The organism is Rhodovulum tesquicola, from assembly GCF_024128855.1.
Lineage (GTDB): Bacteria > Pseudomonadota > Alphaproteobacteria > Rhodobacterales > Rhodobacteraceae > Rhodovulum > Rhodovulum tesquicola.
On record NZ_JAMYDV010000007.1, the window covers coordinates 87,075 to 98,997 of the forward strand.

Below are 11,923 nucleotides of genomic sequence, written 5' to 3' on the forward strand. Positions count from 1 at the left end.
CCCCGGGTCTAGGGTGCGCCCGTATTCGCGAAAGGCGGGTCCACGAAAGGGGTCATACATGGCGACAGGCAACAACATCCGCACCTATTTCGAGGGCAGCTGGCACCGCGCGGATCTGGCCGTGATGCGCGCGGCCGATCATGGCAGTTGGCTGGGGACGACGGTGTTCGACGGTGCGCGCTATTTCGAGGGGATCGCCCCCGACCTGCTGGCCCATTGCGAGAGGGTGAACCGCTCGGCCGAGGCGCTGATGATCACGCCGACGGTAACTGCGCAGCAGATGCATGACCTGATCTGGGAGGGGCTGAAGACCTATCCGGAGGATGCCGCGGTCTATATCCGGCCGATGTACTGGGCGCTTGACGGCGATTTCCTGGGGATCGTGCCGAAGCCGGGCGCGACGGGCTTTGCGATCAGCCTAGAGGAGATCCCGATGGCCGCGCCGGGCAGCGCCACCACGCTGACCACGACGCGGTTCCGCCGCCCCACGCTGGACTGCGCGGTGGTCAATGCCAAGGCGGGCTGCCTTTATCCCAACAACGCCCGGATGCTGGCCGAGGCGCGTTCCAAGGGGTTCGGCAATGCGCTGGTGGCGGACGCGCTGGGCAATGTCGCCGAGACCGCCACGGCCAACGTGTTCATCGTGAAGGATGGCGAGGTCTTTACCCCGATCCCGAACGGCACCTTCCTGGCGGGCATCACCCGGGCGCGGCATATCGCCAATCTGCGCGCGGCGGGGATCGCGGTGCATGAGACAGTTCTGGGTTTCGACGACGTGCGCGCGGCCGACGAGGTGTTCCTGTCGGGCAACATGATGAAGGTGACGCCGGTCAGGGCATTCGATGACGTGCAGTACCAGCCCGGTCCGATGACCCAGAAGGTGCGCGAGCTTTACTGGGACTGGGCGCATTCGGGCGGCTGAGGGGGCTCTCCCGCCCCCGGCCGGCGCAGGGCTGACGCCCCGCTTGTCCGGGGTTGGGGTCGCGGGGCCTTGCGGCCGCGCGCCTCCGGCGGGGGTATTTGGGCCAAGAAATCCGGAGTGGTTTTCGGGAGGCAAGCCCGGCGCAGATGCGCGGGATTGCCAGCGCGCCGCGGCTCGGCCATTCTGGGCGGCGTTGCAAAGGGAGGGCGCGGATGCGCAAGTTCCTCGTGATCCTCGATGACAGCCGCGAATGCCTGAACGCCATGCGCTTTGCCGCGATGCGCGCGGCGCGAACCGGGGGCGGCGTGCAGATCCTGTCGGTCATTCCGCCGGAGGAATACAATCACTGGATCGGCGTGGGCGAGATCATGCGCGAGGAGGCGCGCGAGCGGATCGAGGCGCATTTCGAGGTCTTCGCCAAATGGATGCGTGACCGGCAGGGGGTCGATCCGGAACTGGTGATCCGCGAGGGCGAGCCGGTGCCCGAGATCCTGTCGCAGATCCGCGACGATCCCGAGATCGGCATTCTGGTGCTGGGCGCAGGCACCGACAAGAAGGGGCCGGGCCCCCTGGTGACGCAACTGACGAAAAGCTCCGGCACGTTGCCGGTGCCGATGACCATCGTTCCGGGCGGGCTGTCGAAGGAGGGGCTGGAGGCCGTCTGCTGACGCTCTCTGGAATCGTTCCAAACTTGACAAGCCGCCTGCCCGGGCGCATATCCCGTTCAAACCCGAGGACCGGACTCATGTTCATCCAGACCGAATCCACCCCGAACCCGGCGACCCTGAAATTCCTGCCCGGACAGGCGGTGCTGGAGGCGGGCACCGCCGATTTCCCCTCGCCCGGGGCCGAGGGGGCCGACCGGTCGCCGCTGGCGCGTCGCATCTTTGCGGTGGCAGGGGTGCGCGCGGTGTTCATGGGTCAGGATTTCGTGACCGTGACCAAGGAAGACGGCGTGGAGTGGGACCATATCAAGCCCGCGATCCTTGGCGCGATCATGGAGCATGTCCAGTCGGGCCAGCCCGCGATCATCGGCGCAGCCGCGGAGGCGCATGCCGCCCATGACGGGCCGGATGCCGATATCGTGAACCAGATCAAGCAGTTGCTTGATACCCGCGTGCGTCCGGCGGTGGCCCAGGATGGCGGGGACATCACCTTCCACGGGTTCGAGCGGGGCGTGGTCTATTTGCACATGCAGGGCGCCTGTGCGGGCTGTCCGTCCTCGACGCTGACGCTGAAGATGGGCATCGAGAACCTGTTGCGCCATTATATCCCCGAGGTCACCGAGGTCCGCCCGGTCACCGAAGAGGTGTGATGGACGTCCCCAAGGTCCTGGCCTTCGACACATCGGCCGCGCATTGCGCGGCCGCTTTGTTCTGCGCGGGCCGGATCGTCGCCGAACGGCATAAGGAGATGGGGCGCGGGCAGGCCGAGCGGCTGATGCCCATTCTGCAAGCGATTCTGGACGAAGCGGGGCTGGGCTGGGAGGCGCTGGACGGCATCGGGGTCGGCATCGGTCCGGGCAATTTCACCGGCATCCGCATCGCGGTGGCGGCGGCGCGCGGGCTGGCGCTGGGGCTTTCGGTGCCTGCGATCGGGGTTTCGGGCTTCGAGGCGATGGCCGAAGGCGCGGCGGGGCCGGTTCTGGTGGCGCTGCCGGGGCCGCGCGGCACGGTCTACCTTCAGCCGCTGGCGGATGGCATGGCGCTGGCCCCGCCCCGGCAAGCCGCGCCCGAGGAGATGGCGGATGCGCTGCCGCCGGGGGCACGGTTGATCGGGCCGGGCGGTTTCGACGGGATCGCGCCCCGGATCGCGCGGATCGCCGCCACACGGCTGGGCCGCGCGTTGCCCCGGCCCGCGCCGCTTTACCTGCGGCCTGCCGATGCCGCGCCGCCCGCAGACCCGCCGCCGGTGATCCTTCCGTGACGCCCGAGGCGCTGGCGGCGCTGCATGCGCTGTGCTTCACCCATCCCCGCCCCTGGTCGGCGGCCGAATTCGCGGCGCTACTGCCCGGACCCGGCGTCTTTCTGGTGACGCTGGGCGACGGCTTCGCCCTTGGCCGCGCCATCGCGGGCGAGGCGGAATTGCTGACGATTGCTGTTGATCCCGACGCCCGGCGCCGGGGCCTTGGCCGCAAGCTGATCGCCCGTTTCGAGGCCGAGGCGCAGGCGCGCGGCGCGAGCCATGCCTTTTTGGAGGTGGCGCTGGACAATGCGGCCGCGCGCGCCCTGTATCACGCGGCGGGCTATGCCGAGGCGGGCCGCAGGCCAGGCTATTGCACCGCCCCCGATGGCAGCCGCATCGACGCGCTGATCCTGACCCGGGCGCTGGGGCGTTGAGGCCAGAAACCGGTTGACGCCCTGTCGGGGCTCGTCGCTAAATCACGTCAACGCGGCGCCCTGCCCCATCCGCCAACCAACCGGGAGTGATTTCGATGACGCTGTTGCACAAGGCCCTTGGGGCAACCGCCGCGCTGGCCCTGTCCGCGGGCGCTGCGCTGGCCGAACCGGCCCTGATCTAAGATCTGGGCGGCAAATTCGACAAGTCCTTCAACGAGGCGGCCTTCAACGGGGCGGAACGCTGGAAGGCCGAGACCGGCGGCAGCTATCGCGAGATCGAGTTGCAATCCGAGGCCCAGCGCCAGCAGGCGCTGCGCCGCTTTGCCGAGGCGAGGCTGAACCCGATCGTGATGGCAGGCTTTGCCTTCGGCTCGGTGCTGGAGGAGGTGGCGGCCGACTATCCCGACACCGTGTTCCAGATCATCGACACCCGCGTCGATGCCCCGAATGTGCGCGCCATCGAATATTCCGAACATGAGGGCAGCTATCTGGTGGGCATGATGGCCGCAATGGCCTCGAAAACCGGCACGGTGGGCTTTGTCGGCGGCATGGATATCCCGCTGATCCGCAAATTCGCCTGCGGCTATGCCCAGGGGGTCAAGGCGGTGAACCCGGACGCGACCGTGATCCAGAACATGACCGGCACCACGCCCACCGCCTGGGCCGATCCGGTCAAGGGCGGCGAACTGGCCCGCGCCCAGATCGCGCAGGGGGCCGACGTGATCTATGCCGCCGCGGGCTCGACCGGGGTGGGCGTGCTTCAGACCGCGGCCGATCAGGGGATCCTGTCGATCGGCGTGGACAGCGACCAGAACCACCTGCATCCCGGTCAGGTGCTGACCTCGATGATCAAGCGGGTCGATCTGGCCGTCTACGAGGCGTTCACCGCGGGCGCCAATCTGGAAACCGGCTATGTCGTCCTCGGCCTTGCCGAAGACGGCGTGGGCTATGCGCTGGACGAGCACAACAAGGACCTGGTGAGCGCCGAGATGATCGCCGCCATCGAGGAGGCCAAGGCTCGGATCGTCGCGGGCGATCTGGCCGTGCATGACTACATGACCGACAACACCTGCCCGGTGAAGTAACCGGCATGGCGGGGGCGGCCGGGGGGCAGCGCGTCCCCGCCATCGAGTTGCGCGGCATCTCCAAGGCGTTCGGCCCGGTGCAGGCGAACCGCGACATCTCGCTGACGGTGATGCCCGGCACGATCCACGGCATCGTCGGCGAAAACGGCGCGGGCAAATCCACGCTGATGTCGATCCTCTACGGCTTCTACAAGGCCGATGCGGGCGAGATCCGCATCGCCGGCCGTCCCATCCAGATCCCCGACAGCCAGGCCGCGATCCGCGCCGGGATCGGCATGGTGTTCCAGCATTTCAAGCTGGTCGAGCCCTTCACCGTTCTGGAAAACGTGATCCTCGGGGTCGAGGACGGGCGGCTCTTGCGCCCCTCGCTCGCCCGGGCGCGGGGCGAGTTGAAGCGGCTGGCCGCGGATTACGAACTGCATGTGGACCCCGATGCGCGGATCGAGGATCTGGGCGTGGGCATGAAGCAGCGGGTCGAAATCCTCAAGGCGCTGTACCGGCAGGCCGATATCCTGATCCTGGACGAGCCGACGGGCGTCCTGACCCCGGCCGAGGCGGATCATCTGTTCCGGATCCTGGAAAACCTCAGGTCCCAGGGCAAGACCATCATCCTGATCACCCACAAGCTGCGCGAGATCATGGCGATCACCGACACGGTTTCCGTCATGCGCCGCGGGCAGATGGTGGCCACTGTTGCGACCGCGCAGACCAGCCCCGGCGAACTTGCGGAACTGATGGTCGGCCGCAAGGTGTTGTTGCATCTCGACAAAAAACCGGCAGCGCCCGGACGCACGGTTCTGGCGGTCGAGAACCTGCGCGTGACCGATATCGACGGGGTCGAGCGGCTCAGGGGCGTGTCGCTGACGGTGCGGGCGGGCGAGATCCTTGGCATCGCCGGGGTCGCGGGCAACGGGCAGTCGCAGCTTCTGGGGGTGCTGGGCGGCACCCTGCCCGCCAGCGGCATCGTGCGGATCGAGGGGCAGGCGATCGACCTGAGCGCGCGCAATGCGGGACAGGCCCGGCGCGCGGCGGGCATCGCCCATGTTCCCGAGGATCGCCAGCGCGAGGGGCTGGTGATGGAGTTCCTCGCCTGGGAGAACATGATCTTCGGCTATCACCACGACCCGGCCTGCCAGCGCAACCGCGCGCTGATGGACAATGCCGCGATCCGCGCGATGACCGCCGAGCGGATGGAACGCTTCGACGTGCGCCCGCCCGATCCCGACCTGCAAGCGCGCAGCTTTTCGGGCGGCAACCAGCAAAAGATCGTCCTGGCCCGCGAGATCGAGCGCAATCCCGCGCTGCTGATCGTCGGCCAGCCCACCCGCGGCGTCGATATCGGCGCGATCGAGTTCATCCACCAGCGCCTGATCGCGCTGCGCGACGCGGGCGCCGCGATCCTGCTGGTCAGTGTCGAACTGGACGAGATCCTGTCGCTGTCCGACCGCATCGCGGTGATGTTCGACGGCCGGATCATGGGCGAGCGGCGGCCGGAGGAGACAGACGAGAAGGATCTCGGCCTGATGATGGCGGGCATGCGGGGAAAGGCGGCCTGATGCGGGAGGCGATGCCGAAATGGGCCGATCTGGTGCTGATCCCGCTGGCCAGCCTGGTGCTGGCCTTTGCGCTGTCGGCGCTTGTGATCCTGGCCATCGGCGAAGACCCTGTGGCGGCGGTGCGGATGATGGTCTCGGGCGCACTGGGCTCGACCTATGCTTGGGGCTACACGCTTTATTACGCGACGAATTTCATCTTTACCGGGCTGGCCGTCGCCGTCGCGTTCCAGGCGCGGCTGTTCAATATCGGGGGCGAGGGGCAGGCGATGCTGGGCGGGCTTGGCGTCGCGCTGATCTGCCTGTCCCTGCCCTGGCCGCATTGGGCGCTGGCACTGCCCGCCGCGGCGCTGGGCGCGGCGCTGTTCGGCGCGGCCTGGGCGGCGATTCCGGCCTGGCTTCAGGCCACGCGCGGCAGCCATATCGTCATCACCACCATCATGTTCAATTTCATCGCCGCGGCGGTGCTGAACTACCTGCTGGTGAACGTGATGCGGCCCATCGGCGCGATGGACCCGGCGACCGCGAAATTCCCGCCGGGCACGCATCTGCCCAGCCTGCATGACCTGCTGGCACCCTTCGGCATCGCGTTCTCGCGCGCGGCACCGGCCAATATCACCTTCCTGATCGCCATTGCGGCCTGCGTTCTGGTCTGGCTGATCCTCTGGCGCACGCGGCTGGGCTACGAGATCCGCGCCTATGGCCAGTCGGAACCCGCCGCGCTCTATGCCGGGATACGGCCCGTGCGCATCGTCATGGCGGCGATGCTGATCTCGGGCGCGCTGGCGGGCCTGATGGCCGTGAACAACGTGATGGGCGAGGCGGAGCGCCTGGTGCTGAACGCGGTCGAGGGGGCGGGCTTCATCGGCATCGCCGTCGCGCTGATGGGGCGCAGCCACCCGTTCGGCGTGTTCCTGGCTGCGCTTCTGTTCGGTTTTCTCTATCAGGGCGGGGCGGAACTGGCGCTCTGGACCGATATCCCGCGCGAGATGATCGTGGTGATCCAGGCGCTGGTGATCCTGTTCACCGGCGCGCTGGACAACATGGTGCGGATGCCGCTGGAACGGCTGTTCCTTGCGTTGCGCCGGGGGCGGCCGTGATGGATTTCGCCACCGCCCTGCAAATCCTCGACTCGACCGTGCGGCTGGCCACGCCGCTTCTGCTCGCCTGTCTTGCGGGGCTGTTCAGCGAACGCGCGGGCATCTTCGATATCGGGCTCGAAGGCAAGATGCTGGCCTCGGCCTTCTTCTCGGCGGCGGTGGCGGCGGTGACGGGCTCGGTCTGGCTGGGGCTTTCGGCAGGCATTGCCGCCTCGCTGGTGATGGCCGCGATCCATGGCGCGGCCTCGATCAGTTTCCGCGGCAACCAGTTGATTTCGGGCGTCGCGATCAATTTCCTGGCCGCCGGGCTGACCGTGGTCATCGCCCAGACATGGTTCTCGCAGGGCGGGCGCACGCCCTCGCTGATCGGCGCCGCGCGGTTCGAGCCGATCACCCTGCCGCTGGCCGAAACCCTGCACCCCGTCCCGATCCTCGGCCCCATCTATCACGAGCTGATCTCGGGCCACACGCTGCCGGTCTATCTGGCCTTCGCGCTGGTCCCGCTGAGCTGGTGGGTGCTGAACCGCACTCGGTTCGGCCTGCGCCTGCGCGCCGTGGGCGAGAACCCCGAGGCGCTGGATACCGCGGGCGTGTCGGTGGCCGCGACGCGCTATGCCGCCGTCGCGATCTGCGGCGTGCTGTGCGGCATCGCGGGCGCCTATCTCGCGACCGCGTTGCAGGCGGGATTCGTCAAGGACATGACCGCGGGGCGCGGCTTCATCGCGCTGGCTGCGCTGATCTTTGCCAAATGGCGGCCCTGGCAGGCGATGGGCGCGACACTCCTGTTCGGCTTCCTTCAGGCGATCGCGCTGCGCTACCAGAACATCGACCTTGGCGGGGTGGTGCTGCCGGTGCAGGTGATGGACGCGCTGCCCTATGTGCTGACCGTCGTCATCCTTGCAGGTTTCGTCGGCCGCGCGATCCCGCCCCGCGCCGGGGGCACGCCCTATATGAAGGAACGCTGACGGCAAGCGAGAACCTTGCCATGCCGGGGTGGCAGGCTTTAGGGACGTTACATGCAGATCTACCTGCCCATCGCCGAGGTTTCCGTGAACGCCTTCCTGCTGCTGGGAATGGGCGGGCTGGTCGGCGTGCTGTCAGGGATGTTCGGCATCGGCGGCGGCTTCCTGATGACGCCGCTTCTGTTCTTCATCGGCATCCCGCCCGCGGTGGCCGTCGCGACCGAAGCCGCGCAGATCGTCGCCTCGTCCTTTTCGGGCGTGCTGGCCCATCTCAGGCGCAAGACCGTCGATATCCGGATGGGCACGGTGCTGATGATCGGCGGGCTCGTCGGCGCCGGGATCGGCATCGCGATCTTCAACATGCTGCGCCAGATGGGTCAGGTCGATCTGCTGGTCAAGCTGTGCTATGTGGTCTTTCTCGGGATCATCGGCGCGCTGATGTTCATGGAAAGCCTGCGCGCGATCCGGCGCTCGCGCAGCGGCAAGACCGCGCCGCGCCGCCGCCAGCGGACATGGATCCACGCCCTGCCCTTCAAGATGAAGTTCCGCACCTCGGGGCTATACATCTCGGTCATCCCGCCGCTTGCGGTGGGGGCGCTGGTCGGCATCCTGGCCGCGATCATGGGGGTGGGCGGCGGGTTCATCATGGTGCCCGCGATGATCTACCTGCTGGGCATGCCCACCAAGGTCGTGGTCGGCACATCGCTCTTCCAGATCATCTTCGTCACAGCCTTTGCCACGCTTCTGCATGCGACGACGAATTTCACCGTCGATCTGGGTCTGGCGGTGCTGCTGCTGATCGGGGGCGTGATCGGGGCGCAGATCGGCGCGCGGATCGGCGTCGCGATGAAGGCCGAACAGTTGCGCATCCTGCTGTCGCTGCTGGTGCTGGTGGTCTGCGGCAAGCTTGCGCTCGACCTGCTGCTGCAACCGGCCGAGATCTACTCGCTTTCGGCGGGGAAGTTCTGATGCGGCTGCTGCTGGTCCTTCTCTGCCTCATGGCCGCGCTGCCCGCGCGGGCCGAACGGGTGGTCGCGGGTCTCAGCCAGACACAGGTCGCGATCAATACCAGCTTTTCGGGATCCGAGATCCTGATCTTCGGCGCGGTGCGGCGCGAGGCGCCGCTGCCCGAGGGCGCGCTGCATGTCGTGGTCACCGTCGCCGGCCCCTCCGGCCCCGTCACCGTCCGGCGCAAGGCAAGGCGCTTCGGGATCTGGGTCAATACCGAGGCCGTGGTGATCGACGCGGCGCCCAGCTTTTACGCGGTGGCCAGCACCGTACCGCTTGCCCAGGCGCTGTCGCAGGATGAGGACATGCGCCACAAGGTCTCGATCCCCCGGGCGATCCGCGCCACAGGCACCGCCGCCCAGGCCGCCGATTCCGAGAATTTCATCGAGGCGCTGGTCCGCATCCGCAGCCGCGTCGGGCTTTACCAGGTGCTGCCGGGCGAGGTCGCATTGACCGAGGACACGCTGTTTCGCACCTCGATCGCGTTGCCCGCCAACCTGACCGAGGGCGATTACCGCACGCGCATCTTCCTGACACGGGACGGCGCGGTGATCGACGCCTTCGAGACCGCGATCGCGGTGCGCAAGGTGGGGCTGGAACGCTGGACCTACATGCTGGCCCATGAACGACCCCTTGTCTACGGCCTGCTGTCGCTTGCCATCGCCGTCGCGGCAGGATGGGGCGCGTCGGCCGCCTTCCGGCTGATTCGGGGCTGACGCTAGTCCGCCTCGATCCCGGAGGACAGGGTCAGTGGCGCCGCCACCGTCCCCAGATCGTCGGTCGCCAGCGGCCGGGCGGGTCGGGCAAGGCGATAGCGCGTGACCCAGATCAGCCGCGTCTCGGCGCGGGTGATCGCGACATAGGCCAGCCGTTTCCACAGGGGCTGGCCCGCCTCGCTGCGCCCCGCCCGCGCGGCGGCGTAAAGGTCGGGGCCAAAGACCTGCACCGTGTCCCACTGGGAGCCCTGCGCCTTGTGGATCGTCACCGCCGCCCCGTGCAGGAAGGCCGCGCCCATGTTCGCCGCATAGGGGATGAAGGGTTCCTCCTCCTCGGGCAGTTCGATCTTGACGATCGAGGCGGCCGAGATCTGCGGCTCCTCGGCCCCGATCACATGCAGCCGCGAAAAGCCGGGCTTGCGGCCCGGGCCCAGATAGATCACCTGCGCTCCCTTGATCAGCCCCCGCGCCTCGAGGTCGAGCCGCTTCTTGCGGTGCTTGAGCGGCAGTTCGATCCCGTCGCAGATCAGCGGCTCGCCCGGCAACAGCGCATCGGCGGGCGCGCCATGGGCCTGGCGGAAGGCATGGATCAGCCGGATCCGCGTCGCGTTGCGCCAGACCAGCACGGGCGAGCGCGCCATCAGGTCGGCATCGACCCGCGGGGCGACCACGACGCGCGAGTCGCGCGCCGCGGCGCGTTCAACCATCCGCTCGAACGCCTCGAAGTCCAGCGAGGGATCGGACAGCGCATGGGCCAGATCGAGGATCGGGTTGTCGTCCTGCTGCCGGTGGACCCGGTGCAGTTCCAGCTTCTGGTGCACGGGCAGCGCGTCGAAGACCATCTGGCCCGACTGGTTGACCGGGGCCAGCTGCGCAGGATCGCCAAAGAGGACCAGCGCGGGAAACAGCTCCTTCAGATCGTCGAACTGGCGTTCGTCCAGCATCGAGGCCTCGTCGACGAAGCCGATATCCAGCGGCTCCTCGCGCCGCTTCCAGCCGCGTATGAAGTCGCTGCCGCGAAGCCCCGCAGTCGCCAGCGCGCCGGGAACCGATTTGACGCTTTGATAGAACGCGAAGGCACGGTCCAGCGCGGCATCGGTCAACCCCTCGACCGCGGGCCGCTCGCCCTCGCCGGACAGCCATTGGGCGATCTTCTCGTATTCGGGGTCATAGACCGGCGTATAGATGATCCGGTGAATGGTCGTGGCGGGGACGCCACGGGTGCGCAGCACGCTTGCCGCCTTGTTGGTCGGAGCAAGGATCGCAAGCGTCCGGCGGTCGCGTCGCCGCCGTCCCTCGTAATCCCCCGAGACGATCTCCACCCCGGCTTCCGCCAGCGCCGCGACAAGGCGCGCCAGCAGCATCGTCTTGCCCGATCCCGCCTTGCCGGTGACCGCCAGAAGCGCCGCTTGATCCTCGACCCGCGGGCTCAGCGCCCCGGCGTCGATATCCACGCCCATGCCGCGCAGCATCACGGCCACGCGGTCATGGGCCTCGGCCTGGTCTTCGGAAAAGGTAAGGGAGGCAAGGGTCATGGGCGGAGCCTACAGGCGCCGCCCGCGGGGTGCCAGCGCGATCAGGCCGCCTCGAGGATCCGCTTTTTTGTCGGCGGGATGGCCGAAAAGGACTGCCGGAACCAGTCGAGCGAGGTCTCGCGTTCGATCCCCAGCCGATTCAGCGTGCGCGGCCAGAACGCATCGTCCCAACCCCACAGCCCGACCGCAAGCACGTCCGTCCCCTCGCCGACCTGGCCGATCACTTCGGGCGCCATGCCGAGCATCCGGTAGATGCGGATCATGCGCGCGTCGAACACGCCGACGAAATGCTCGACCGCGAAATTGGCCATGATCTCGGCCCCGCCCAGCGCCAGTGCGGCCGACACCTCGCGCCCCGCATCGGGCGCTAGGCAAAAGCGCGTGCATTCCCAGATCAGCGGGCTTTCGATGCGGACGCCCGCGGTCACATGCAGGAAATGCTCGTTCACCATGGTCCGGCCGGTGGTGGGCAGGAAGCGCATGGATCCGCCATGCCGCCCGTCGGGCTGTTCCCAGATGACATAAAGCGGGTTGAGCACGTCGTACTGGTCGTGCTCCTCGCCCTTCTCGTCCACCGAGACGTCCCAACCCAGACGTTCGTGGAACTGGATCGCCCGGTCGCGGAACATCGTGTCACGCAGAAGGGGATGCTTGTGCAGGTCGACGCCGTAGATATAACGCAGCATGTTGAGTAGCCCTTTGC

At 67.9% G+C, this 11,923-nt stretch carries 12 protein-coding genes and 1 pseudogene; 11 read left to right on the top strand and 2 right to left on the bottom strand.

What is annotated here, in order from left to right; all coding sequences use genetic code 11:
• The first annotated feature begins 58 nt into the window (after positions 1-58).
• From NHN26_RS08395 to NHN26_RS08445, 11 genes and pseudogenes are all read left to right on the top strand, one after another.
• Positions 59-922 carry a branched-chain amino acid aminotransferase gene (locus NHN26_RS08395; RefSeq protein WP_253089042.1) on the top strand — a complete coding sequence of 288 codons (864 nt, stop codon included), beginning with the start codon at positions 59-61 and terminating at the stop codon, positions 920-922.
• 212 nt (positions 923-1,134) lie between these two features.
• Complete coding sequence (locus tag NHN26_RS08400; protein WP_132694071.1) at positions 1,135-1,590, top strand: universal stress protein; 456 nt, start codon at positions 1,135-1,137, stop codon at positions 1,588-1,590.
• 77 nt (positions 1,591-1,667) lie between these two features.
• Positions 1,668-2,237 carry a NifU family protein gene (locus NHN26_RS08405; protein ID WP_132694072.1) on the top strand — a complete coding sequence of 190 codons (570 nt, stop codon included), beginning with the start codon at positions 1,668-1,670 and terminating at the stop codon, positions 2,235-2,237.
• Positions 2,234-2,848, top strand: a complete 615-nt coding sequence (tsaB, locus tag NHN26_RS08410; RefSeq protein ID WP_253089043.1) for a tRNA (adenosine(37)-N6)-threonylcarbamoyltransferase complex dimerization subunit type 1 TsaB — start codon at positions 2,234-2,236, stop codon at positions 2,846-2,848. The genes NHN26_RS08405 and tsaB overlap by 4 nt, the downstream gene beginning before the upstream one ends.
• On the top strand, positions 2,845-3,261 hold the full coding sequence (locus NHN26_RS08415; protein WP_253089044.1) for a GNAT family N-acetyltransferase: 417 nt from the start codon (positions 2,845-2,847) through the stop codon (positions 3,259-3,261). Before tsaB ends, NHN26_RS08415 begins: the two co-directional genes overlap by 4 nt.
• A gap of 95 nt (positions 3,262-3,356) precedes the next feature.
• Positions 3,357-4,346, top strand: a pseudogene (locus tag NHN26_RS08420) (BMP family lipoprotein).
• A 5-nt stretch (positions 4,347-4,351) separates the two neighbouring features.
• Entirely contained in the window at positions 4,352-5,902 is a 1,551-nt protein-coding gene (locus NHN26_RS08425; protein ID WP_253089045.1) for an ABC transporter ATP-binding protein, read from the top strand.
• On the top strand, positions 5,902-6,999 hold the full coding sequence (locus tag NHN26_RS08430) for an ABC transporter permease (protein ID WP_253089046.1): 1,098 nt from the start codon (positions 5,902-5,904) through the stop codon (positions 6,997-6,999). The genes NHN26_RS08425 and NHN26_RS08430 overlap by 1 nt, the downstream gene beginning before the upstream one ends.
• On the top strand, positions 6,999-7,964 hold the full coding sequence (locus NHN26_RS08435; protein WP_253089047.1) for an ABC transporter permease: 966 nt from the start codon (positions 6,999-7,001) through the stop codon (positions 7,962-7,964). Before NHN26_RS08430 ends, NHN26_RS08435 begins: the two co-directional genes overlap by 1 nt.
• A gap of 51 nt (positions 7,965-8,015) precedes the next feature.
• Positions 8,016-8,930, top strand: coding sequence for a sulfite exporter TauE/SafE family protein (locus NHN26_RS08440; protein ID WP_253089048.1), 915 nt, complete (start codon positions 8,016-8,018; stop codon positions 8,928-8,930).
• On the top strand, positions 8,927-9,685 hold the full coding sequence (locus tag NHN26_RS08445) for a TIGR02186 family protein (protein ID WP_435594187.1): 759 nt from the start codon (positions 8,927-8,929) through the stop codon (positions 9,683-9,685). Before NHN26_RS08440 ends, NHN26_RS08445 begins: the two co-directional genes overlap by 4 nt.
• Before the next feature lie 2 nt (positions 9,686-9,687).
• On the opposite strand, the gene NHN26_RS08450 is transcribed toward NHN26_RS08445, so the two are convergent.
• Positions 9,688-11,220 (bottom strand): AAA family ATPase, encoded by a 1,533-nt coding sequence (locus NHN26_RS08450; RefSeq protein WP_253089050.1) that lies wholly within the window; start codon positions 11,218-11,220, stop codon positions 9,688-9,690.
• A 41-nt stretch (positions 11,221-11,261) separates the two neighbouring features.
• On the bottom strand, positions 11,262-11,906 hold the full coding sequence (locus NHN26_RS08455; RefSeq protein WP_253089051.1) for an acyl-homoserine-lactone synthase: 645 nt from the start codon (positions 11,904-11,906) through the stop codon (positions 11,262-11,264).
• Between the last annotated feature and the right edge of the window lie 17 nt (positions 11,907-11,923).

What these genes read in the sequence shown, in the direction of transcription:
- NHN26_RS08395 (WP_253089042.1), top strand. Translation starts at nt 59, where the DNA reads ATGGCGACAGGCAACAACATCCGCACCTATTTCGAGGGCAGCTGGCAC.
- NHN26_RS08400 (WP_132694071.1), top strand. Translation starts at nt 1,135, where the DNA reads ATGCGCAAGTTCCTCGTGATCCTCGATGACAGCCGCGAATGCCTGAAC.
- NHN26_RS08405 (WP_132694072.1), top strand. Translation starts at nt 1,668, where the DNA reads ATGTTCATCCAGACCGAATCCACCCCGAACCCGGCGACCCTGAAATTC.
- NHN26_RS08425 (WP_253089045.1), top strand. Translation starts at nt 4,352, where the DNA reads ATGGCGGGGGCGGCCGGGGGGCAGCGCGTCCCCGCCATCGAGTTGCGC.
- NHN26_RS08430 (WP_253089046.1), top strand. Translation starts at nt 5,902, where the DNA reads ATGCGGGAGGCGATGCCGAAATGGGCCGATCTGGTGCTGATCCCGCTG.
- NHN26_RS08435 (WP_253089047.1), top strand. Translation starts at nt 6,999, where the DNA reads ATGGATTTCGCCACCGCCCTGCAAATCCTCGACTCGACCGTGCGGCTG.
- NHN26_RS08440 (WP_253089048.1), top strand. Translation starts at nt 8,016, where the DNA reads ATGCAGATCTACCTGCCCATCGCCGAGGTTTCCGTGAACGCCTTCCTG.
- NHN26_RS08450 (WP_253089050.1), bottom strand. Translation starts at nt 11,220, where the DNA reads ATGACCCTTGCCTCCCTTACCTTTTCCGAAGACCAGGCCGAGGCCCAT.
- NHN26_RS08455 (WP_253089051.1), bottom strand. Translation starts at nt 11,906, where the DNA reads ATGCTGCGTTATATCTACGGCGTCGACCTGCACAAGCATCCCCTTCTG.